This window comes from Yersinia sp. KBS0713 (assembly GCF_005937895.2).
GTDB classification, from domain to species: Bacteria; Pseudomonadota; Gammaproteobacteria; order Enterobacterales; family Enterobacteriaceae; genus Yersinia; species Yersinia bercovieri.
The window spans coordinates 1,663,824-1,687,049 of the sequence record NZ_CP042173.1 but is presented as its reverse complement, the minus strand read 5'-3'; the positions used below and the strand labels follow the sequence as shown (position 1 = coordinate 1,687,049).

The following is a 23,226-nucleotide window of genomic DNA, read 5'->3' as shown; positions in this document are numbered from 1 at the left end:
TAACTGGTATGAGTAACAACGCCGAGAACCCTCCCGGCGCTGAAACTGTATGAATAAACAGGAGTGTAACCAAATTACTTAGGTTTTGCACCTGCCTGTTTACCGCGTTTTAATTACTAGGCGGTTACTCTGCTTCACCTCTTCCATGACCACATAGGTACGGGTGTCGTTGACGCCCGGCAGGCGAAGCAAGGTCTCCCCGAGTAGTGTACGGTAAGCAGACATATCGGGTACTCGGGTTTTCAACAAATAGTCGAAATCGCCTGATACCAGGTGACACTCTTGAATTTCCTCAAGATTTTTGACGGCAGCATTAAATTGCTCAAATACATCCGGAGCGCCACGATTCAGAGTAATCTCAACGATAACCAGCAATGATGCATCCAAATACTGTGGATTAAGCAGTGCGGTATAGCCATGAATGAAGCCCTGACGCTCTAAGCGGCGAACCCGTTCCAAACATGGTGTTGGTGACAACCCTACTCGTTTTGAAAGCTCAACGTTAGAGATACGCCCATCCTTTTGTAATTCATTCAGGATGTTACGATCAATACGATCAAGCTCTTTCCCCGGGCGCTTTTTATTATCTATCATCTTATAGTCTCTCTTAATTTCCTTGAGTCTGTGACATGCCCTAAGTGTCATTAAATTTAGAGCCTGTTACAGACAACGACCCGCAGCCTGTTTTATGCAAATATATCAATACGTTGTTATCTCACACCCTGTCTGTCCAACTGTATGCGAGGTACTCGATGATTATTAGCGTTGAGGAAGAAATAACGCATCACGAACAACCGCAGAAACATCCCCCCTACAGTTGTTCGAGAACTAACTCCACATGCCATCCAGCATTAATCGAAAACATTCCAGGGTTTTCGCTTGGCATCACTGATACCAAATCTGAAATTATGGCGCGCAGATAATTTCTTCTTCCTATGATGTTTTCGCAAATGCGCAGCCGATTGTCAAAGTAAAAGAAGTTAAATCAGTACAACGTGCCAGAATTAAAATCTCAGCGCCCTTCTCTTAGCTATTTTTTCATCGTTTATTTGCTATAAAATGGTGCAAATTGCCCTCCAGCTATTACGGCTTTTTTTGAGCTATCACCTTGCAAGCCACATTCTTTGTGGGGTCAAAGCTTTTTGAGGGTATTCACCTCATAATGCAAAAATGAATTTTGGTCCAATTTGTCATCAGCCCTATTTTTTTATTGGTTAACTGTCGATTCTCACTGCATTTAGATTATTAAATAGGCATTACCTATCAAACAAATCGCTAACAACATTTTTGTTTGCTTTTTTTAATGCACGATTTTCCCTACAATCGATAACATTGTCCGCCATTGTGGGAAAGAGGTATTCATGAGCACGGCTAAACATAGCAAATTGATTATTCTGGGTTCTGGCCCTGCGGGTTATACCGCCGCAGTTTATGCTGCACGCGCCAACCTGAAACCTGTATTGATTACCGGAATGGAAAAAGGTGGTCAGTTGACCACCACCACCGATGTCGAAAACTGGCCGGGTGATCCTGAGGGTCTGACTGGCCCGGCGCTGATGGAACGGATGCATGAGCATGCAGAAAAATTCCAGACAGAAATTCTGTTTGACCATATCAACCGCGTTGATTTGCAAAACCGTCCATTCCGCTTATTTGGCGATGGCGCAGAATACAGCTGTGATGCACTGATTATCGCAACCGGTGCCTCTGCCCGCTATCTGGGCATGGAGTCAGAAGAGGCATTTAAAGGTAAAGGGGTCTCTGCCTGTGCAACCTGTGATGGTTTCTTCTATCGTAATCAAAAAGTGGCGGTTGTCGGTGGCGGTAATACTGCGGTTGAAGAAGCACTTTATCTGGCTAATATCGCCGCTGAAGTGCATTTAATTCACCGCCGCGATAGCTTCCGCTCAGAAAAAATACTGATCGACCGCCTGATGGAAAAAGTGAAGAACGGCAACATTGTGCTGCACACTGATCGAACCTTAGACGAAGTGCTGGGTGATGATATGGGTGTCACGGGTGTTCGCCTGAAATCAACCCAGAGTGACGAAACTGAAGAGTTAGCCGTCGCGGGTGTCTTCATTGCGATCGGCCATAGTCCTAACACCGCTATCTTTGGTGACCAACTGGCGCTAGAGAATGGCTATATCAAAGTTCAGTCAGGTACTCAGGGCAATGCGACACAAACCTCTATTCCAGGGGTGTTCGCGGCAGGTGATGTCATGGATCACATCTATCGCCAAGCCATCACCTCAGCGGGTACTGGCTGTATGGCTGCGCTAGATGCAGAACGTTATCTTGATGGATTGATGAACGATAAATAACGCCCACTGATATTGAATCTGATATCAGGGTTTCACTGAATACATATCGGGCAGCTGACACTATGTGAGCCGCCCGTTTTTATTTCTGTTTTGTTCTGTATTTTTTGTACATTGAACATACCAATGAAAAACAGCAAATTATAGAAATCCACTAATGCGGTGACTATCACAAGCATTATGGTTTCACCTCATAGCATCACGAGGTAAGATTGCCCTTCGCAGTTTGCCACTTCCAATGGTGACAAACCTTTTGATCTTGTTATACCCAAAGTAATCGGCGTTGCAGGTAACACCATGCTCACACGACTTTTTGTTTGTATGGGTCAAGGTTGCTAGCTTCCCTGCATCTCTGAGCACCACGGGTATATTTGCGCAGACAAATTGCCTGATGAATAAGACACGACAGTATGAGTTGATTCGTTGGCTGAAAAAACAAAGCGTTCCGGCGCAACGTTGGCTCCGCCTGTCCATGTTACTTGGCCTCTTTAGCGGACTATTGATTATCGCTCAAGCATGGTTACTAGCCACCTTGCTGCAATCTCTGATTATCGACAAATTGCCCCGAACTGCATTAACTGCCGATTTTTGGCTCCTGGCAGGGACTTTTGCATTGCGTGCCGTGATCAGTTGGTTACGTGAGCGGGTAGGATTTATTTGCGGCATGAAAGTCCGCCAGCAGATTCGTAAAGTCGTATTAGACCGATTAGAACAACTTGGCCCGGCTTGGGTAAAAGGCAAGCCTGCCGGAAGTTGGGCGACCATTATTCTGGAACAAATTGAAGATATGCAGGATTACTACTCCCGCTATCTGCCGCAAATGTATCTGGCGGTATTTATTCCGGTGCTGATTCTAATTGCCCTCTTCCCAATCAACTGGGCGGCGGGTTTGATTTTATTTGTCACCGCGCCGCTGATTCCGTTATTCATGGCATTAGTCGGGATGGGGGCGGCTGACGCCAACCGGCGTAACTTTGTCGCGTTAGCACGTCTGAGTGGCAATTTCCTTGATCGCTTACGGGGGCTAGATACCCTGCGGTTATTTAACCGTGCCAAGGCAGAAACAGACCAAATTCGCAACTCCTCGGAAGATTTCCGCCGCCGTACCATGGAAGTGCTGCGGATGGCCTTCCTCTCCTCAGCTGTATTGGAGTTTTTCGCGGCCATATCTATTGCCGTGGTCGCGGTTTACTTTGGTTTCTCCTATTTAGGCGAACTGAATTTTGGCAGCTACGGTTTAGGCGTAACACTGTTTGCTGGTTTTCTGGTCTTGATTCTGGCACCTGAGTTTTTCCAGCCATTGAGGGATTTAGGAACCTTCTACCATGCCAAAGCACAGGCAGTAGGCGCGGCTGAATCACTGGTCACATTCTTAAGCAGTGAGAGTGAGTCTATAGGTCAGGGCGATAAGGTACTGAGTGGTTCAGATGCCATCACTCTTGAAGCGGATGAGTTGGAGATTTTGGCCCCCAACGGTACCCGCTTAGCTGGGCCGCTAACGTTCTCCCTGTCCGCAGGTAGACGTGTCGCTATCGTGGGCCTGAGCGGTGCAGGCAAGAGCTCATTACTCAACCTGTTACTGGGTTTTTTACCCTATCGTGGCTCGTTAAAAGTCAACGGCATTGAATTACATGAGTTGGCACCACAAGCCTGGCGTAGCCAGTTAAGCTGGGTCGGGCAAAATCCACACTTGCCGGAACAGACACTGGTTGCCAATATTTTGCTAGGTCAACCTGACGCTGACGACAGCCAATTGCAGCAAGCGGTTGAGCGCGCATATATCAACGAATTTCTCTCAGATTTACCACAAGGGTTGGATACTGAGGTCGGCGACCACTCTGCTCGTCTTTCCGTTGGGCAAGCCCAGCGGGTCGCGGTCGCTCGCGCATTACTCAACCCCTGCCGTTTACTGCTGCTAGATGAGCCAACAGCCAGCCTTGATGCCCACAGTGAACAGTTGGTAATGAGAGCACTAGAGGAAGCGTCTCGCAGGCAGACAACCTTACTGGTTACTCACCAGTTGGAAGATACTCTGGGGTATGATCAAATCTGGGTAATGGATAATGGCCTTTTGATTCAACAAGGTGATTACTCCAGCTTGAGTCAATCTACCGGTTCATTTGCCAATCTGCTGTCCCACCGCAGTGAGGAGCTTTAATCATGCGCGTACTTCTTCCCTTTCTGGCGCTGTATCGTCGCCATTGGTTCCTAATTTGTCTGGGCATTGTGTTGGCAATTGTTACCCTGCTGGCCAGTATCGGTTTACTCACGTTATCAGGCTGGTTCCTGGCAGGAACCGCCATCGCTGGCCCTGCTGGACTCTACACATTTAACTATTTGCTACCAGCTGCCGGTGTCCGTGGTGCGGCGATTACCCGCACAGCGGGCCGCTATGCCGAGCGCGTTGTCAGCCATGACGCAACATTTCGTGTACTGGCACATCTGCGGGTCTTCGCTTTTCAGAAAATCCTGCCACTCTCCCCTGCCGGTATCGCCCGTTTTCGCCAAAGTGAGCTGCTAAACCGTCTGGTGGCTGATGTCGACACGCTGGATCATCTCTATCTGCGAGTGATCTCACCACTGGTAGCCGCCATCGTCATTATCGCAGTAGTGACTTTTGGTCTGAGCTATCTGGACATCAATTTAGCACTGACCCTCGGTGCGATTCTGCTCGGATTGTTACTGCTGGTTCCATTGATTTTCTACCGTGCCGGTCAACCTATTGGCCGTGATCTAACCAATTTGCGCGGTCTGTATCGTTCACAGCTGACCTCTTGGTTACAAGGGCAGGCCGAGTTATTGGTATTCGGTGCGTTAAGTCGTTTCCGTGCCTCACTGGACAACATTGAGCAGCACTGGATGGGACGCCAGAAGCAACAGGCTTCATTAGCGGGTTTGGCGCAAGCACTCATGATTCTAGCCTCCGGTTTGACCGTAACCTATATTTTATGGCTCGCGGCGGGTGGCATTGGTGATAATAGCCAGCCTGGCGCACTGCTGGCGCTGTTTGTCTTCACTTCATTGGCTGCGTTTGAAGCCCTACTGCCGGTAGCCGGTGCATTCCAACATTTGGGACAAGTTATCGCATCGGCAACCCGAGTCGCTCAGTTGATGGAACAAAAACCTGAAGTGACATTCCCAGCGAGTGGCCCAGCGGCAACCTTACAGGTGGAGCTGGAAGTGACAGGGTTGAGTTTTACCTACTCACAGCAATCTTTACCTGTTTTACAGAATATATCGCTGTCACTGGCCGCAGGAGAGCATATTGCGCTATTGGGCCGCACTGGTTGTGGCAAATCCACACTCTTGCAGTTATTAACCCGTGCCTGGGATGCCAGTCAGGGCACTATCACACTCAATGGGATGCCATTGGCCCAATATGATGAAACCACATTGCGTCAAATGATGACCGTAGTCAGCCAGCGGGTGCACATTTTCAGCAGCACCTTGCGTGAAAACCTGTTACTTGCCTGCCCTTCTGCATCAGATGCACAGCTAAAAACGGCGCTAGAGCAAGTGGGATTAGCCAACTTGCTGGATAACAGCGAAGGGCTGAATGCATGGATGGGGGATGGTGGGCGGCCATTGTCTGGTGGTGAACAGCGGCGTTTGGGAATTGCCCGCGCCTTGTTACATCCTACACCCCTGTTGCTGCTTGATGAACCAACCGAAGGGTTGGATGCTGAAACCGAACAGCAAATTTTAGCGCTGCTACGTCAACATTGTCGCCAGAAAAGCCTAATTATTGTGACTCATCGTTTGTATGGGCTGGAGTATATGGACCGCATCTGCGTAATGGATGGCGGGATGATAGTCGAACAAGGCAACCACCAAAGTTTATTGCAAAATAAGGGCCGTTATTACCAGTTCCATCAACGCCATTGAGGCCGTGATATTAGGGCAAGGATGGTGCTTTTACGGTCTCCGAATTGGCTGAGCACAGGCCGATAATCAGCTAATTTTCAGCTAATATGATTAAAAGCTGCTGAAACTAAAGCAGTATTATTTATGATTATACCCAAATTGGTCTGTTAGCCGTTGCCAAGGAGATTTATGCGCATCACACAGCTCTCTTCTCAATCATTCGCCTTTCCGTCACCTGAGCTGGCTCTGCGCGAACCAAACGGGTTGCTGGCTCTGGGGGGCGATTTGTCTGCGCCCCGCTTACTAGCCGCCTATCAGCGAGGGATTTTCCCGTGGTTCAGCCCTGGGGAGATGATTTTATGGTGGTCACCTGATCCTCGGGCGGTATTGTTTCCGGAAGATTTACATGTCAGTCGGAGTATGCGGCGCTTTTTGCGGCATTGTCCTTATCGATTTACCCTCAACCATGCTTTTGAGGATGTTGTCCGCGCCTGTGCTTCTCAACGTGATGAGGGGACGTGGATTGGCGATGATGTTCAGCAAGCGTATTGCGAGCTACACGCGTTGGGACATGCCCACTCAGTGGAAGTTTGGTTGGAAAACAAACTGGTTGGTGGTTTGTATGGAATTGCAGTCGGCGCATTATTTTGTGGCGAATCCATGTTTAGCCGTGCTGACAATGCATCAAAAAGCGCATTAATGGTTTTTTGTCATCATTTTACCCGTCAGGGTGGAGAACTGATTGACTGTCAGGTCCTCAACGCTCACACTGCGTCGCTGGGTGCGATTGAGATCCCACGCAACTTTTTTTTGCAGCAGTTGAGTCAACTCCAGTTTAGTCCACTACCGGCTGAATGCTGGTTACCGCAATCGTTGAGTTTTTCATCCACGATGCAGTAAAGCTCAACCGTTGAAAAGAACCCCACATTAGGCTTTATCCCCCTCTTACCGGCAGACTAATTTTGCTGAAATGGTGTGATGACCGCCAACACTTCTTTACATAATGTGGGTTTTTCGGCATTATCTTGCCGGTTAAAAACTAAGGTAGTTACACCTAGAGGATTCGATGGCCAAAGAAGACAATATTGAAATGCAGGGCACCGTTCTTGATACGCTGCCGAACACCATGTTCCGCGTTGAATTGGAAAACGGGCACGTGGTAACCGCTCATATCTCCGGTAAAATGCGTAAAAACTATATCCGCATCCTGACGGGTGACAAAGTCACTGTAGAGCTGACCCCGTACGACCTGAGCAAAGGCCGCATTGTCTTCCGTAGCCGTTAATCGGCTAATCTGTCGTAAGTCGATGACTTGCGAGCTCTGAGGATGTAGTCCCCCTCCGGCGCCCTTCCCATTTATGGCAAGGGCGTTTTGCGTTTTCTTTTATTTACCTGTTCATCTGGCTTTGTCAGCCATGAAAAACGAAATACCCAAAAACAAAAAGGGCGATAAGCTGTTAACTTATTGCCCTTTTTTATTTATTAACGCACTGACTTAGTGAACTGCACCTTCAGTTTTACGCTTTTGCGCACTCTGAAACTCATAAGCCAGCTGTTGTTTTTCTTTATCAAGCCCGACAGTGACTGAACCACCATCAACCAAAGAACCAAATAGCAGCTCATTTGCCAGTGGTTTCTTTAGGTTTTCCTGAATGACTCGCGCCATTGGTCGTGCACCCATCGCCTTATCGTAACCTTTATCAGATAACCAATTGCGCGCTTCTTCACTGACTTCCAGTGATACGCCTTTGGCATCTAATTGCGCCTGCAACTCAACGATGAATTTATCCACCACCTGCTGGATAACAGTCGGCGACAAGTGATTGAACCAAATGATGTTATCCAACCGATTACGGAATTCCGGTGTAAACACTTTTTTGATCTCTTCTAATGCGTCAGTGCTGTTGTCCTGCTGTTTAAAGCCAATGGAGGTGCGCTGCGTTTCGCGTACACCGGCATTGGTGGTCATCACCAGAATGACGTTGCGGAAATCAGCTTTACGGCCATTGTTGTCCGTCAGCGTGCCGTTATCCATCACCTGCAATAACAGGTTAAACACATCCGGGTGAGCTTTTTCAATTTCATCCAGCAGCAAAACGGCATGAGGATGCTTGATAACCGCATCGGTCAATAGACCACCTTGATCGTAGCCAACATAGCCCGGGGGCGCACCAATCAGGCGGCTAACAGTATGACGCTCCATATATTCGGACATATCAAAGCGCAACAGCTCGATATCCAGCGCCTTAGCCAACTGCACCGTCACTTCCGTTTTACCAACACCGGTTGGGCCAGCAAACAGGAACGAGCCGACAGGTTTGTGCTCATGTCCCAACCCTGCACGGCTCATTTTGATCGCTTCAGACAGTGCATCAATTGCCTTATCTTGGCCAAATACCAGCATGTTCAGGCGGTCGCTCAGATTTTTCAGCACATCGCGATCACTGGCAGAGACCGTTTTTTCCGGAATACGCGCGATACGAGCAACCACAGATTCGATGTCCGATACATTGACAGTTTTTTTACGCTTATTAACGGGCATCAGACGGCTACGAGCACCTGCTTCATCAATCACATCAATGGCTTTATCCGGCAAATGGCGGTCATTGATATATTTAACCGATAACTCGACCGCAGCGCGTATCGCTTTCGCGGTATAACGCACGTCATGATGCGCTTCATATTTCGGTTTCAAACCGTTGATAATCTGAACGGTCTCTTCTGGCGTCGGTTCAGTAATATCGATTTTCTGGAAACGACGTGCCAAGGCACGATCTTTTTCAAAGATATTGCTGAACTCCTGGTAGGTAGTCGAGCCAATCACCCGAATTTTGCCACTAGAAAGCAGCGGCTTAATCAGATTAGCGGCATCGACCTGCCCACCAGAGGCAGCGCCAGCGCCAATGATGGTATGAATTTCATCGATAAACAGGATGCTGTCTTTATCGTTTTCCAACTGTTTCAGCAGCGCTTTGAAGCGTTTTTCAAAGTCACCACGGTATTTGGTTCCAGCCAGTAGCGAGCCGATATCCAGTGAGTATAGGGTGCATTCAGACATCACTTCCGGTACATCGCCCTGCACGATACGCCAGGCCAGACCTTCGGCGATGGCAGTTTTACCCACACCTGACTCCCCCACCAGCAGCGGGTTATTTTTACGTCGGCGGCACAGCACCTGAATAGCGCGTTCCAGCTCTTTATCGCGCCCAATAAGTGGGTCTATGCCGCCAACGCGGGCCAGTTGATTCAGATTGGTGGTGAAGTTCTCCATACGGTCTTCCCCTCCTGCCTGCTCTTCATTCACCGGATTTTCTGCATTCGGTGCCTGACCCGGCTCGTCCTTACGGGCGCCGTGGGAGATAAAGTTCACGACATCCAGGCGGCTGACATCATGCTTGCGCAGCAAGTAGGCCGCCTGAGACTCTTGTTCACTAAAGATGGCAACCAACACGTTGGCACCAGAGACTTCATTGCGCCCTGATGACTGAACGTGGAAGACCGCGCGTTGTAACACCCGCTGGAAACTGAGTGTAGGTTGGGTATCACGCTCCTCTTCAGTGACAGGTAATGTAGGTGTGGTTTGTTCGATAAACGCTTCCAATTCCTGGCGTAATGCCACCAGATCAACCGTACAGGCCTCCAGCGCTTCCCGCGCAGCTGGATTGCTTAGCAATGCCAGCAATAGGTGCTCCACGGTCATAAACTCGTGTCTGTGCTCACGCGCTCTGGCGAAAGCCATATTGAGACTGAGTTCAAGTTCTTGATTGAGCATAGGCACCTCCCAATAATTGCCTTAATCAGGCTTTTTCCAGCGTACAAAGCAATGGATGCTCGTTCTCCCTGGCGTATTGATTTACATGTGCGACTTTTGTCTCTGCCACTTCAGCAGTAAAAACACCACAAATCGCCTTTCCTTGGTAATGCACATTGAGCATCAATTGTGTTGCACGTTCAATATCATAAGAAAAGAACTTTTGCAGAACGTCAATCACAAACTCCATCGGTGTGTAATCGTCGTTGTTAAGTATAACTTTATACATAGACGGCGGTTTGAGCGCCTCTTTCTGTTTATCTTTGACTAAATGTTCAAAATTTAGCCAGTCGTTATTCTTACCCATTGCCTGCCCATCGTTTCACTGAACCACACAGGAGCAATACCTCACTCCGGTTATAAGACCATTTGATGCAGATATCTATTATTATTTTAACATCACTTATGCCATAACGCCGCCAGAGAAAAAAGTCGATTCTTTTGCCTTAAAAGCGGTTAAATTGTAACCAAACGAACACAATAGCGTTAGCTGCATCAAACTTTGAAGAACTGCCCCTGCCAGACAAAAGCCCTCCCCTTGACGTTGGGACCATTTCCACTAGAGTGTATTTTCGTGAGCTGCTGTAGTTTTAACCAATATTGGCGGTTTTAACCAAAATTGGGTTAACCAAGACTACAGTTTTAACCACTTTGCGCTCACTTTAACCAGCGATTACCTCATCTCAAACTAGAATAGCCTTGCGAGGGACGTAGAAGTATGGAGACGGGTACTGTTAAATGGTTCAATAACGCCAAAGGTTTTGGCTTCATTTGCCCTGAGGGCGGTGGCGAAGATATATTCGCTCACTATTCAACTATCCAGATGGATGGTTACCGAACGTTAAAAGCCGGTCAGATGGTTAACTTTGATGTCCACCAAGGGCCAAAAGGGAACCACGCCAGTCTGATAGTGCCACTCGGGTTAGATGTGGTCTTGCAAGAAGACATACCGCAAGAACTTGCCGCATTGGCCTGACACCACGCACTCATTCGCTTAAATATCATGGTAATACCTCACCTCAAACACGCCGGTGATTAAGGTATTTCCTGAGCGGTCTGTTGCTACCAACATCAAATACGTTTCAAAATGCCAGCCAATCATGACTGGCATTTTTATTGCTCTATTATGCTACCAGAGCCGCTAGGGTCAACCTCCAATTCAGACTTAAAAACGCGCCGCTAGAGCCATTTAGCCGACACAATATTCACACGTAAATCATTCGCGCGCTAACGCATCAATCGGATTGAGTCTGGCAGCACTTCGTGCCGGTAAATAGCCAAATACCACGCCAATCACGGTTGAGCACAAGAACGCGCTGAACAACGCCACCGGTGGGAAAGCAATCTGCCAGTTAGGTAAAAACATCTCGACAATCAGTCCAATGGCGAAGGATAGCGTGATACCCAGCGCCCCTCCGACCAGGCAAACCAGAATCGCCTCAATTAAGAATTGCTGCATAACATCACTGGATCGCGCGCCCACCGCCATACGGATACCGATTTCGCGGGTTCTCTCGGTCACTGAAACCAGCATAATATTCATCACGCCAATCCCACCTACCACCAGTGAAATTACCGCCACCAATGTCAGGAACAGTTGCATGGTGCGGGTGGTTTTTTCCGCGGTTTGCAGCAAGCTATCCATGTTGTAGGTGAATATATCTTTCTTGCCGTGGCGCATGGTCAGCAAGCGGACCAGCTGCTGCTCGGCCTCTTTGCTGCTATAGCCCTCTTTAATCCGAATAGTGATCGAATCAAAGTAGGAGCGCCCCATCAGACGGCTCGCCATGGTGCTGTACGGCACCCATATTCGCAGCGCTTTACTGCTACCGAACATGGATTGCTTCTCTTCCACCACCCCCACCACAGTTGCGGGCATATTGCCAACCAGGATCACTTGCCCAACCACATCTTTGATATGCGGAAATAGCCGGCGCTGGGTATTGCGGTCAATCACGACCACTTGCGACTGGCGTTCAACCTGCTCACGGGTGATGGGGGTCCCCTGTTCGAGTTTCATGCCATACACATGAAAATACTGCTCACTGACCCCCGAGACACTGGCTGCGACATCCACATTGCCGTATCGCAGCCGCATACTGCCAGAAATGGTGGGCGACACGGCGCTGACATAGGATTGCTCTTTTAGCGCCACCATATCGTCATAGACCAATGCCTGCCGCGTGCTGGGGTCGTCATCGCCATAATCTTTGCCGGGATAGATATCAATGGTATTGGTGCCAATCGCGCGGATATCGGCCAACACCATCTGCTTGGCGGCATCCCCGACCACCAATATCGAGACCACTGAGGCGATACCAATAATGATCCCGAGCATGGTCAGTGCGGTGCGCATTTTATTGGCCGACATCGCACGCCAGGCCATGAGTAATGCCTCACGAAAACGGCCTGCCAGTTGCTGCCATGATGGTGCGGATGGTGCCAGACTCACCGCCTCAGAAGCCACAACCGTGGGTACTGTTTTCGAGCCTGAATCCGCCATAATGCGGCCATCTTTGATTTCGATGATCCGCTCGGCCTGAGCCGCAACATTAGGGTCATGGGTGACAATAATCACCGTGTGCCCCTGCTGCTGTAGCTGCTTTAGGATAGCCATCACCTCAACACTGGAGTGGCTATCTAGCGCCCCGGTCGGTTCATCGGCCAGAATGACCTGCCCACCATTCATCAAGGCGCGAGCGATACTGACCCGTTGCTGCTGCCCGCCGGAGAGCTGGTTGGGCTGGTAGTTAACACGTTCCTCCAGCCCCAGGCGGGTTAGCAGCATATTCGCCCGCTCACGCCGTTCATGCTTACCTAAACCAGCATAGACTGCGGGAACCTCTACGTTATGGGCCGCGCTGAGGTGAGGCAGCAGATGATAGCGCTGGAAAATAAAGCCAAAATGCTCGCGCCGCAGTGCCGCCAGTGCGTCATTATCCAATGTGGCGACATCTTGACCGGCAACACGATAGATGCCGGCACTTGGCTTATCCAGACAGCCCAAGATGTTCATTAGCGTCGACTTACCCGAGCCAGAGGCACCAATAATCGCGACCAACTCACCGGCATTTATGGTCAGTGAGACATCCTGTAATACGTCAACGGTTTCTCCGCCGGACTGATAACTACGACGAATGCCTTTTAATTCAAGCAATGCCGTCATTATGCTTCCTCCGTGCCACCGCGGCTAACGATGACCTCCTCGCCGACCTTCAAACCTGAAACGACCTGCGCATCAACATTATTGCGAATGCCGATAGTCACTTCACGTTTCTCCTCTTTGCCCTCTTTTAGCACCGCGACTTGATAACGATTGATGCCCAACTCCTCGCCTAATGCCGATAAGGGGATCACCACCGCCTGCGGCACCTTTGCCAGCTGAATTGAAACCTGCGCGGTCATTTGCAAGCGCAATACGCGATCGGGATTCGGCACCTCAAAGCGCGCAGAGTAGAAAATGGCATCATTCACTTTTTCCGGCGTTGGCTGAATATCTTTTAACACGCCATCAAAACGTTTTTCGGGATCACCCAACACCGTAAACGAGGCTTTCATCCCCGGTTTAAGGTGAATCACGTCCGCCTCTGACACCTGCGCATTTACCAGCATGGTGCTCATATCGGCCAACGTCAGAATATTCGGTGCTTGTTGCGCCGCAATCACGGTCTGGCCTTGCAAGGTGGTGATTTGCACCACATCGCCAGCCATCGGGGCAGAGATTTTGGTATAATCCAGATTAATGTTAGCCGTATCCAGGCTGGCCTTAGCTTTATTGATTTGCGCATTAATGGTTTCAACTTGCGCTTTTTTTACCGCCAGCGTGGTGCTGGCCTGATCCAGATCCTGGCGTGATACCACCTGTAACTTTGCCAGATCCTGCTGACGGCGCAGCGTCACCGCAGCCAGTTGCATTTCAGCTTTCGCCTGCGCCAACTGAGCATTCAAATCCTGTAGTGTCGCCTCCACCTCTTTGATTTGGTTCTGCGCCTGTTGCGGGTCGATCATCGCCAGTAACTGGCCTTGCTCAACTTGATCGCCAATTTGCACATACAGTTTCTCCAACTGACCACTGACCTGCGCACCCACATCAACTTTGCGCACCGCGTCGAGTTTGCCTGTGGCCAGGACATTCTGTTGCAGATCACGATTGGCGACTTTCACCGTCTGATATTGAATCGGCGCAGGGGTCATCAGGTGTCTGGTGATGAAAAAACCACCAATAATCAATACAGCAAATACGATGAGCCATCGGCGCTGACGTCTACTGAACTGCATCAAATCAATTACCTTCCTTTATTATGTCACTCTTTAAATTGCCGAAGTTAACATCGGAAATTCTCATTTAGCTAAACGAAATATCAATACCACCGTGCTATCAATGAAACCTAAGATGCATTGAAACTTGGTTTAGTTCCCCTTTGTTTCAATGGCGCTTGAAAATTTCAGTGCCACTGAAAGCTCAGTGATATAACGGGTTTTAACCATGCAAAACAATAATAACATCAAATCAACGCCTGATAATCTTAACTGTTGGGGGTTGATTACATTGCTATTCAAAGGCAACCAGCCGCTAGGTGGCTCATGGCATGAATTACAATTTCGACTTAAATTTATAGCCAGAACATTAATTTGCCCCAAACTGACCCTAAATCTGTTGGCGATACTGGTGGAGCAACCCTTTCTAAACAAAATGTTACGCGATCAACCGGATTTACCCTGTAAATTACATCGCCCTTATTTGGCGAATACCTTCAATAATCGTCAAAAACTGGCGGCGCTACAAGATCATTTCCAGCTAATAAATCAATATATGCCCGTATCATTGCTGCATAACTATTTACACCATTCGCCTTATAAATTGGCTGAGTTAACTGGCAAAAACGAAGAAAAGTATTTTCTTTATTTGGCCGTTATTTCAAAATTCAATAAGGAGGGCGAAATTACCCTGATGCTGACCAATGAGCAACAACAAACTCTGGCGGTGCTGACTTTCAGTCTATTTTATTATAAGCAGCAAAAAACACTGTTTATTGGCGGTCTACAAGGTGCCGATAAAGAAACACCCCATAACGAAATTCACCTCAGCACCAAAGCATGTTTTGGATTATTTCCTAAACGTCTGGTATTAGAGGCCGCCTGCACCTTGGCAAAACTGATGGGAGGAACACAAATTATTGCCGTCGGCAATGCCACGCACATTTACCAAAACTGGCGCTATCGGGGGAAGAAAAAAGACAAATTACATGCCGATTACGATAGTTTCTGGCGCTCACTGGGTGGAGAACAGTGCGCCCAGGGGCATTTCAGCTTACCCCCGCAGATTGCGCGTAAGCCAATTGAAGATATTGCCAGCAAAAAACGTGCGGAATACCGCCGCCGCTATCAATTGCTTGAGCAACTCGAAGAGCAGGTAGCCGCACATTTTACCACCGAATTAATCTAGCTCGCGGCCGCTAATCAGCCCGTCCTCGTGCCAGCCAAACGACCCGAGAAAACATTTTTTTCAGTAACGGGGGAATAGATTCTACCCCCCACTCTCTGGCCTGGCTGGTCACTTCAATGGCCAGATCCGGCTTGGAGGTACGATGAATAGCCTTCTCAATCACCCTGCGCGGCTGCATTTTGGCATTCATTGGAATGGCTGATACCCGGTGATAAACCGCATCAAATCCTGCACGATATAGAAAGTGCTCCATATCCGGTGCTGGCAAGATGGTCAGACGATCCCGCTCGTGGTCACGTCCAGTGTCCGCCATATTACGTACTGTCTCGGCGTACTTTTTGCCGGCATCATCACCATCGGTCAGAACATGCCACTGGATGCCCATGCGGTTGGCATACTTCAGCAGTGGCCGTAGGCCACTCTGGGCAAACTCAATCACTTTTACCCCTTCCGCTTCAAAGTGGTGACCACACTGGCGGGCGAGTTCATTGAGTAACCAAATTTCCGTTTCGCCCTCGACCAACAGCCAGCAGCGGGCAAATAAAGCAGAGGGGCGGTTGAAGCGAATATGAAACGCGATGCGGCGACTCTCTTCGGCGCTCATGCCGCGCGGGCCAATGCGGTAAGTCGCGACTCGAGAGGATTCACGCACCAGCCGACAAATACTCTCTATCGGCACCAAAGAGACTAACTCACCGGAGTTGGTGGTGGTGATACGTTGGAGTGGCAACTGGCTGAGCAGCCCCCACGCCACTGACAGCATAATGGGGTGCAAGCGGGTTTCCGGGTCTTCGACCAGCAGTAATGGTCGCGCATGAGGGTCCAGGCTAAGTGAGCCTTTGGCTTGCAGTAACGTTGAAAACATCCCCAATAATATCAACCGCATACTGCGGCTATTGGGTTCAGCCACCATGCGGTTGATGCTGTCGAGGGCCTGCCAGGCTTCTCGCTCCGGTTGTGGGCGATAACGGTGATTACGTAGAGCAACAGATTGCGATCCTTGCTCGGCAAAATAGTGCTCCAGCAGTTGGCGCATCGCCACCAACCCTTGGCGCAGTTCCGTATTCGTCAGTTTTTGCGGATTACGCACCAACTCGCGGCTTAATTGATCCAACTGCTGATTCAGTGCCACTTTATCCGGCTGATGACTGTTTTCGTCCGTGGTACTGCGTAGCCGACGCATAAAGCGCGCATCCCGTAAGCGCAATACCGGATGGATACGAATCACGCCTCGTGCCAGCTTCTCAATATCATGCAAAGCTAGAGGCTGCCCCTCTAAATCGAGGAAAGTACGCCAGGTGCAGACGGTGCCGTCATCAGCCAACTCTCCTGTAACCCGATAATAAATACGATGCAAACCATCATCATGGTTTATCCAAAGCGGGGCTAATTGGCGATAACGAGGCGCACGCCAGTGGCCAATATCCTTCTCACAGAAGGTGAAAATAATCTGCAAATGGCGCTCTTTAGCACTCTCATCCCCTGCCGGATAATAAAAATCCTGCATGGTGAAATGATAAAGTTGCGGTTCGGGGGATAAAAGTAATGTCAGGGCATCTAATAGGCTGGATTTACCCCAGGCATTCTCACCGACCAGCACGGTATTATCATCAAGGTTCAATGAAATACGATTGATACCGCGAAAACCGACTATATCTACGCGTTCAAGATACATGCTGCGCCTCCGATGCGAATTTATTCGTAATACTACTAGATAACACTGTTAACCCGGCAAGCATAGCGGATAATCCGGCTGACAGAGGTAAAAAAAACCTTATTCGTCAAGTGCCACGGTACATTGCGTGCTGCTTTACTCTTCCCTCGATTTTAGATAGTTTATTGCGCCATAGCCCACTATTCATCTGCTCATGATACCCAAAGTCGAAGGGTATAGGACGGTACAACTCGTGTATTCAGGATTACTGATCATTCTTTTGCCGTTAATTATTGGCTATCTGATCCCACTTAACCGCAAATCATTAATTCAATTGATCAACCGCTTATTAAGCTGGATGGTCTACGTGATTTTATTCTTTATGGGGATCAGTCTGGCATTTCTGGAGAACCTCAGCGCCAATTTGCTGCTTATTTTCCAGTACACCGCGGTCTTTTTTCTCTGTATTTTTTGTGCCAATTTACTGGCGCTATTTTTACTCGAACGCAAATTACCGTGGAAAAATACTCACCGGCAAGAAGCATTACCCTCACGGCTACATATGGCACTGGAATCGCTGAAATTATGTGGCGTGGTCATTATTGGTTTCCTGCTGGGTTTAAGCCAATGGCCGTGGTTGCAATTTGCCGCGAAAGGTAGCGAGTTGGCACTGATTTTCCTGCTGTTTTTAGTGGGCATTCAATTACGTAACAGTGGCATGACACTGCGTCAGATCGTGCTAAACCGCCGTGGCACCATAGTGGCATTTGTTGTCGGTATTAGTGCATTGATCGGTGGTTTGCTCGCCGCAGTACTGATGGGTCTGCCCATTAAAACCGGGCTGGCGATGGCCTCTGGCTTTGGTTGGTATTCGCTGTCAGGTATTTTGCTGACTGATGCATTTGGCCCAGTGATTGGTAGCGCCGCATTCTTTAATGATCTGGCGCGAGAGTTGGTGGCAATCATGCTGATCCCAACACTGGTACGCAGCAGCCGCTCCACCGCATTGGGCTTGTGTGGCGCAACCTCAATGGACTTTACGCTGCCGGTATTGCAGCGCAGTGGCGGGCTGGAAATGGTTCCTGCCGCGATCGTCCACGGCTTTTTACTGAGCCTGCTGGCTCCGATATTGATCGCACTCTTCTCCTCATAAGCTTCTTCTGCGCAGTGAATTGTCCGATTCACTGCGCGCTACTCCGGCCTGAAACTGAGTAAGTCGGCCTAAAACTGAATAAATTCTCATTCGCAGCAAAAGTTGCGCCAAATCAAAACAAGTCAAAGTTGCATTAAAAAAGCCTTTTTAAACCCGTCTCGCCCCTCTATGCTTTTAAACATGCATTACAAATGCAATTTTAAAAGGAAAAATAATTATGTTCTGTGTGCAATGTGAACAAACCATCCGAACACCTGCGGGTAATGGCTGCTCCTACGCCCAGGGGATGTGCGGGAAAACCGCCGAGACCTCTGATTTACAAGACCTATTAGTTGCCGTGCTGCAAGGGCTGTCAGCTTGGGCATTGACCGCGCGCGAAGTGGGCATCATTGATCATCAGATTGATAGCTTTGCACCCAGAGCCTTCTTCTCGACCCTCACCAATGTGAATTTCGACTCAGACAGAATTATCGGCTACGCCAAAGAGGCCATCTTGCTACGCCAATCACTGGCGATCCGTTGTCGTTTGCTCGATAGCACTATCACTGTTGATCACCCATTAGCTGAACTGCAACTACTGTCAGACGACATCCCAACCTTGCAACAGCAATCGCAACAATTCGCCCTAAATAGCGATAAAGCGGAGGTAGGCGACGATATCCATGGCTTACGGATGCTCTGTTTGTATGGCCTGAAAGGTGCGGCGGCCTATATGGAACACGCCCACGTACTGGGTCAGCACGATGAGCAAATTTATGCTGAATATCATGCTTATATGGCCTGGTTGGGTACCCAGCCCCGTGATGTCGACACCCTGCTCAATAACGCCATGGGCATTGGCAAAATGAACTTCAACGTCATGGCTATTTTGGACACTGGCGAAACCCAGGCCTATGGTGATCCGCAGCCGACGGCGGTTAACGTGCGTCCGGTGGCGGGTAAAGCTATTTTGATCTCCGGCCATGACCTCAAAGACTTACAAATGCTGCTGGAGCAGACCGAGGGAACCGGGGTTAACATCTATACCCACGGTGAAATGCTGCCCGCTCACGGCTACCCAGAGTTAAAACGCTACTCACATCTGGTGGGTAACTATGGCAGTGGCTGGCAGAATCAGCAGACAGAATTCGCCAAATTCCCCGGCCCGATTCTGATGACATCCAACTGTATCATTGACCCTAATGTGGGCAATTACGGCGACCGCATCTGGACGCGCAGCATTGTTGGCTGGCCGGGTGTGAATCATCTGGAGGGTGAGGATTTCGCGCAGGTCATCGATCAGGCATTGGGCATGGCGGGCTTCCCGTACAATGAGCTGGAGCAGATGATTACTGTCGGTTTTGGCCGCCAGACCCTGCTGAATGCGGCTGATACAGTGATTGATCTGGTCGCCACTAAAAAACTACGCCATGTCTTTCTGGTGGGGGGCTGTGATGGTAGCCGCACAGAACGCAGCTATTTCACTGATTTTGCCCGCAGTGTGCCGCAAGATTGCATCATTATGACCCTAGCCTGCGGTAAGTACCGCTTCAACAAACTGGATTTCGGCACGCTGGAGGGATTACCTCGCCTGCTGGATGTCGGGCAATGTAATGATGCTTACTCAGCCATCATGCTGGCGGTGAAATTGTCAGAAAAACTGGGCTGTACCGTCAATGACCTGCCCCTCAGTCTGGTGCTGTCATGGTTCGAACAAAAAGCCATTGTCATCCTGCTGACCTTGCTATCACTGGGGGTAAAAAATATCTATACCGGCCCGACTGCACCTGGCTTCCTGACGGACAACCTGATGGGGATTTTGTACCAGAAATTTGGTATGCGCCCTATTACCACAGTAGAACAGGATATGAGCGCGATTCTGGGCAGTTAAAGCTGAGATCAATAAGCCCTGAATAGTTAAGCAATAACAGCTTGCCCGGCCAGTGCGGTTTAACGCCACTGACCGGGCATAGTGACTGGTTTTGCCCGAGAATAACCTGATTTGCTGTGAGGCCCCGATGACCGATTTGACCCCAAGTGCCAATTTTATCCCAATGGACTGCCCAACCGCCCTCTGCCCTAACCGTATGCAAGTCCACTCCATAGTGCAAGAAACGCCCGACGTCTGGAGCCTGCGGCTGATTAACCACGATTTTTACCCCTATCTGCCAGGGCAATATGCTCTGGTCAGTATTCGCAACAGTGATGACACCCTGCGCGCCTATACACTCTCCTCCACGCCCGGACTCAGCCCCTTTATCCAACTCACGGTGCGCTGTTTAGCCGATGGCGAGGGATCTAACTGGCTGACGCAGCAGGTGAAAGTGGGTGATTACCTGTGGCTTTCCGAGGCCCAGGGGGAGTTTACCTGCGCCCATGTTGATGATGACCGCTACCTGATGTTGGCCGCCGGTTGCGGGGTCACGCCGGTGATGTCAATGTGCCGTGATCTGCTGGCACGACGTGCGCAAGCGGACATTCAGGTGATTTTTAATGTGCGTTCGCCAGTGGATGTGATTTTTGCCGATGAGTGGCAACACTTATTGCAGCGCTATCCGCAGCAATTGCAGCTCACTCTGGTGGCGGAATCCGCAGCAACGGCGGGCTTTATCGCCGGCAGAATCAATGCTCAAATCATGCAACAGGTGGCACCAGACATCAGCCGCCGCCGGGTGATGACTTGCGGCCCCGCCCCATACATGGATTGGGTGGAGCAGTATTGCCGTGAGCAATCTGTTCCAGCCGATCATTTCCAAAAAGAGCAGTTCCGCAGCGCCGACGAAGCTATTGATACCAGCAATGAATTGACGATGACCATTAGCCATCCGCTGCGCAGTGTGAAAGTCCCGGTCGGCACCTCACTGCTGTTTGCACTGGAGCAACATAAAGTTCCGGTGATGGCAGCTTGCCGCGCGGGGGTCTGTGGCTCCTGTAAGACCCGCATTCTGCACGGGGAGTACACCACCAGCAGCACCATGACACTGACCCCCGAAGAGATTGCCCAAGGCTATGTTCTGGCTTGTAGTTGCCAGCTACAGGGTGATATCCAACTGGCCTAACCGCCCTGCTTGCTGCCTCATAAGTGGCGATCCCCCCCATAAGGGGTTATTCACGCCATTAATGGGGCAATCCGCGCCGTTAATGGGCAATAATTGTTAAACGCGCCATACTTTGACCTCAGAGAATAATGACTCGCCATTAATCCTTGAGGGAACAACTATGAAGCAAACCGTGGCAACACTGGTCGCAAAAACGTTGGAACAAGCAGGTGTTAAGCGAATTTGGGGTGTCACTGGTGACTCACTCAACGGCCTGAGTGATAGCCTGCACCGCATGGGCACCATTGAGTGGTTGGGGACGCGCCATGAAGAGGTGGCGGCTTTCGCCGCCGGTGCCGAGGCGCAACTTACCGGGCAACTGGCGGTCTGTGCTGGCTCCTGCGGCCCTGGTAACCTCCATCTGATCAATGGCTTATTTGATTGTCACCGCAACCATGTTCCGGTGTTGGCGATTGCCGCCCACATCCCCTCCAGCGAAATTGGCAGTGGTTATTTTCAGGAAACCCACCCGCAAGAGCTGTTCCGCGAATGTAGCCACTACTGTGAATTGGTTTCCAACCCAGAGCAGCTGCCTCGGGTGCTGGAGATAGCCATGCGCCAGGCCATTCTTAACCGTGGCGTCTCCGTGATTGTGTTACCCGGTGATGTGGCGCTACAGCCCGCGCCCGAAGAGGCCGCCGTAGTGTGGCAAACACCGAAATTGCCACTGGTGCAGCCGCCGATGAGTGAGTTGGCAATTTTGGCGCAAACACTGAATAAGGCGAAAAATATCACTCTGATGTGCGGTAGCGGTTGTGCTGATGCCCACGATGAAGTGGTCAAGTTGGCTGAAATGCTGCAAGCCCCCGTGGTTCATGCGCTGCGGGGTAAAGAACATATTGAGTGGGATAATCCTTACAGCGTGGGTATGACCGGGCTGATTGGGTTTGCCTCCGGTTACCACGCCATGATGAGTGCCGATACCTTGGTGCTGCTCGGCACCCAATTCCCCTATCGCGCCTTTTATCCCACCAATGCAAATATCATCCAGATTGATATCAACCCCGGCAGCATTGGTGCTCACTGCCCGGTGAATATGGCGCTGGTCGGTGATATCCAAACCACGCTGCGCGCACTGTTACCGCAGCTAGAGGCGAAAAGTGATAGCAAATTTTTAGCTAAAGCGCTGGAGCACTATCATACCACCCGCAAAGATCTGGATGGGCTGGCGACCGCCAATGATAACCAGCCGATCCATCCGCAATATTTGGCGCAGCAGATCAGCCGCCACGCCACCGATGACGCTATTTTCACCTGTGATGTGGGCACCCCGACAGTGTGGGCGGCCCGCTATCTTGAGATGAACGGTAAACGGCGCTTGCTGGGGTCGTTCAACCACGGTTCGATGGCGAATGCCATGCCACAAGCGATTGGCGCGCAAGCCACCGCCCCGGAGCGGCAAGTGATTGCCCTGTGCGGCGATGGCGGTTTCACCATGCTAATGGGGGATTTCCTCACCCTGGCGCAGCTCAAATTGCCGGTGAAAATTGTGGTATTCAATAACAGTGTGCTGGGATTTGTGGCGATGGAGATGAAAGCGGGCGGCTATCTGACTGATGGCACCGACCTGCATAATCCAGACTTTGCCGCCATTGCCAATGCCGCCGGCATCAAGGGCATTCGGGTGGAGAAAGCCTCTGAGCTGGATGCCGCACTAGAGAGCGCATTTGCCCATCCAGGGCCGGTATTGGTGGATGTGGTGACGGCTAAGCAGGAGTTATCGATGCCGCCACAAATCAAATTTGAGCAGGCCAAAGGATTCAGCCTGTATATGCTCAGGGCGATTATCAATGGCCGTGGTGATGAAGTCGTCGAACTGGCAAAAACCAATTGGCTACGTTGATACTATTGATTACATCAATACCACCATCGCAAATATAACGTCATAATTAACCATGGA

General features: G+C 50.0%; 17 protein-coding genes. 11 read left to right on the top strand and 6 right to left on the bottom strand.

Translation table 11 applies throughout. The features are described from left to right. Positions 1-99 precede the first annotated feature (99 nt). On the bottom strand, positions 100-594 hold the full coding sequence (lrp, locus tag FFE93_RS07965) for a leucine-responsive transcriptional regulator Lrp (protein ID WP_002211340.1): 495 nt from the start codon (positions 592-594) through the stop codon (positions 100-102). A 767-nt stretch (positions 595-1,361) separates the two neighbouring features. Between lrp and trxB the strand changes: the two genes are divergently transcribed. The 5 genes from trxB to infA all read left to right on the top strand — a co-directional run bounded on the left by trxB (position 1,362) and on the right by infA (position 7,470). Then, positions 1,362-2,324, top strand: a complete 963-nt coding sequence (trxB, locus tag FFE93_RS07960; protein ID WP_005275079.1) for a thioredoxin-disulfide reductase — start codon at positions 1,362-1,364, stop codon at positions 2,322-2,324. A gap of 388 nt (positions 2,325-2,712) precedes the next feature. Beyond that, entirely contained in the window at positions 2,713-4,479 is a 1,767-nt protein-coding gene (cydD, locus tag FFE93_RS07955; RefSeq protein ID WP_138775015.1) for a heme ABC transporter permease/ATP-binding protein CydD, read from the top strand. Between the two features lie 2 nt (positions 4,480-4,481). Next, a complete protein-coding gene (cydC, locus tag FFE93_RS07950) occupies positions 4,482-6,206 on the top strand; it encodes a heme ABC transporter ATP-binding protein/permease CydC (protein ID WP_138775014.1) in 1,725 nt (574 codons plus the stop codon). 168 nt (positions 6,207-6,374) lie between these two features. Beyond that, a complete protein-coding gene (gene aat / locus FFE93_RS07945) occupies positions 6,375-7,085 on the top strand; it encodes a leucyl/phenylalanyl-tRNA--protein transferase (RefSeq protein ID WP_005275073.1) in 711 nt (236 codons plus the stop codon). A 166-nt stretch (positions 7,086-7,251) separates the two neighbouring features. Continuing rightward, positions 7,252-7,470: a translation initiation factor IF-1 gene (gene infA, locus FFE93_RS07940; RefSeq protein ID WP_002211347.1), complete on the top strand. Its 219-nt coding sequence runs from the start codon at positions 7,252-7,254 to the stop codon at positions 7,468-7,470. 210 nt (positions 7,471-7,680) lie between these two features. On the opposite strand, the gene clpA is transcribed toward infA, so the two are convergent. Beyond that, positions 7,681-9,957, bottom strand: coding sequence for an ATP-dependent Clp protease ATP-binding subunit ClpA (clpA, locus tag FFE93_RS07935; protein WP_005275070.1), 2,277 nt, complete (start codon positions 9,955-9,957; stop codon positions 7,681-7,683). Between the two features lie 25 nt (positions 9,958-9,982). Continuing rightward, positions 9,983-10,303: an ATP-dependent Clp protease adapter ClpS gene (gene clpS / locus FFE93_RS07930; protein ID WP_004873731.1), complete on the bottom strand. Its 321-nt coding sequence runs from the start codon at positions 10,301-10,303 to the stop codon at positions 9,983-9,985. A 411-nt stretch (positions 10,304-10,714) separates the two neighbouring features. Between clpS and cspD the strand changes: the two genes are divergently transcribed. Next, the gene (gene cspD, locus FFE93_RS07925; RefSeq protein ID WP_005275069.1) at positions 10,715-10,972 is read left to right on the top strand and encodes a cold shock-like protein CspD; all 258 of its coding nucleotides are present in this window, start codon (positions 10,715-10,717) and stop codon (positions 10,970-10,972) included. 240 nt (positions 10,973-11,212) lie between these two features. On the opposite strand, the gene macB is transcribed toward cspD, so the two are convergent. Both macB and macA read right to left on the bottom strand, forming a co-directional pair. Beyond that, positions 11,213-13,162 carry a macrolide ABC transporter ATP-binding protein/permease MacB gene (macB, locus tag FFE93_RS07920; RefSeq protein ID WP_057646923.1) on the bottom strand — a complete coding sequence of 650 codons (1,950 nt, stop codon included), beginning with the start codon at positions 13,160-13,162 and terminating at the stop codon, positions 11,213-11,215. Then, entirely contained in the window at positions 13,162-14,274 is a 1,113-nt protein-coding gene (macA, locus tag FFE93_RS07915; protein ID WP_032898063.1) for a macrolide transporter subunit MacA, read from the bottom strand. Before macA ends, macB begins: the two co-directional genes overlap by 1 nt. 208 nt (positions 14,275-14,482) lie before the next feature. Between macA and FFE93_RS07910 the strand changes: the two genes are divergently transcribed. Continuing rightward, positions 14,483-15,442, top strand: coding sequence for a VirK/YbjX family protein (locus FFE93_RS07910; RefSeq protein ID WP_138775013.1), 960 nt, complete (start codon positions 14,483-14,485; stop codon positions 15,440-15,442). A 10-nt stretch (positions 15,443-15,452) separates the two neighbouring features. On the opposite strand, the gene FFE93_RS07905 is transcribed toward FFE93_RS07910, so the two are convergent. Further along, entirely contained in the window at positions 15,453-17,117 is a 1,665-nt protein-coding gene (locus FFE93_RS07905; protein WP_054872792.1) for an ATP-dependent endonuclease, read from the bottom strand. Between the two features lie 232 nt (positions 17,118-17,349). Here FFE93_RS07905 and FFE93_RS07900 point away from each other — a divergent pair, with 232 nt between their 5' ends. The 4 genes from FFE93_RS07900 to poxB all read left to right on the top strand — a co-directional run bounded on the left by FFE93_RS07900 (position 17,350) and on the right by poxB (position 23,169). Then, the gene (locus tag FFE93_RS07900; protein ID WP_005275057.1) at positions 17,350-18,249 is read left to right on the top strand and encodes a lysine exporter LysO family protein; all 900 of its coding nucleotides are present in this window, start codon (positions 17,350-17,352) and stop codon (positions 18,247-18,249) included. 217 nt (positions 18,250-18,466) lie between these two features. After that, a complete protein-coding gene (gene hcp / locus FFE93_RS07895; protein ID WP_005275056.1) occupies positions 18,467-20,119 on the top strand; it encodes a hydroxylamine reductase in 1,653 nt (550 codons plus the stop codon). A 196-nt stretch (positions 20,120-20,315) separates the two neighbouring features. Then, entirely contained in the window at positions 20,316-21,287 is a 972-nt protein-coding gene (gene hcr / locus FFE93_RS07890; protein ID WP_049601637.1) for an NADH oxidoreductase, read from the top strand. Positions 21,288-21,447: 160 nt separating this feature from the next. Then, positions 21,448-23,169 (top strand): ubiquinone-dependent pyruvate dehydrogenase, encoded by a 1,722-nt coding sequence (gene poxB / locus FFE93_RS07885; RefSeq protein ID WP_054872790.1) that lies wholly within the window; start codon positions 21,448-21,450, stop codon positions 23,167-23,169. Positions 23,170-23,226 lie beyond the last annotated feature (57 nt).

Coding starts and splice junctions, on each gene's coding strand:
- macB (WP_057646923.1), bottom strand. CDS start 13,162: ATGACGGCATTGCTTGAATTAAAAGGCATTCGTCGTAGTTATCAGTCC.
- infA (WP_002211347.1), top strand. CDS start 7,252: ATGGCCAAAGAAGACAATATTGAAATGCAGGGCACCGTTCTTGATACG.
- clpS (WP_004873731.1), bottom strand. CDS start 10,303: ATGGGTAAGAATAACGACTGGCTAAATTTTGAACATTTAGTCAAAGAT.
- trxB (WP_005275079.1), top strand. CDS start 1,362: ATGAGCACGGCTAAACATAGCAAATTGATTATTCTGGGTTCTGGCCCT.
- FFE93_RS07905 (WP_054872792.1), bottom strand. CDS start 17,117: ATGTATCTTGAACGCGTAGATATAGTCGGTTTTCGCGGTATCAATCGT.
- cydD (WP_138775015.1), top strand. CDS start 2,713: ATGAATAAGACACGACAGTATGAGTTGATTCGTTGGCTGAAAAAACAA.
- hcp (WP_005275056.1), top strand. CDS start 18,467: ATGTTCTGTGTGCAATGTGAACAAACCATCCGAACACCTGCGGGTAAT.
- hcr (WP_049601637.1), top strand. CDS start 20,316: ATGCAAGTCCACTCCATAGTGCAAGAAACGCCCGACGTCTGGAGCCTG.
- clpA (WP_005275070.1), bottom strand. CDS start 9,957: ATGCTCAATCAAGAACTTGAACTCAGTCTCAATATGGCTTTCGCCAGA.
- FFE93_RS07910 (WP_138775013.1), top strand. CDS start 14,483: ATGCAAAACAATAATAACATCAAATCAACGCCTGATAATCTTAACTGT.
- lrp (WP_002211340.1), bottom strand. CDS start 594: ATGATAGATAATAAAAAGCGCCCGGGGAAAGAGCTTGATCGTATTGAT.
- poxB (WP_054872790.1), top strand. CDS start 21,448: ATGAAGCAAACCGTGGCAACACTGGTCGCAAAAACGTTGGAACAAGCA.
- aat (WP_005275073.1), top strand. CDS start 6,375: ATGCGCATCACACAGCTCTCTTCTCAATCATTCGCCTTTCCGTCACCT.
- cydC (WP_138775014.1), top strand. CDS start 4,482: ATGCGCGTACTTCTTCCCTTTCTGGCGCTGTATCGTCGCCATTGGTTC.
- cspD (WP_005275069.1), top strand. CDS start 10,715: ATGGAGACGGGTACTGTTAAATGGTTCAATAACGCCAAAGGTTTTGGC.
- macA (WP_032898063.1), bottom strand. CDS start 14,274: ATGCAGTTCAGTAGACGTCAGCGCCGATGGCTCATCGTATTTGCTGTA.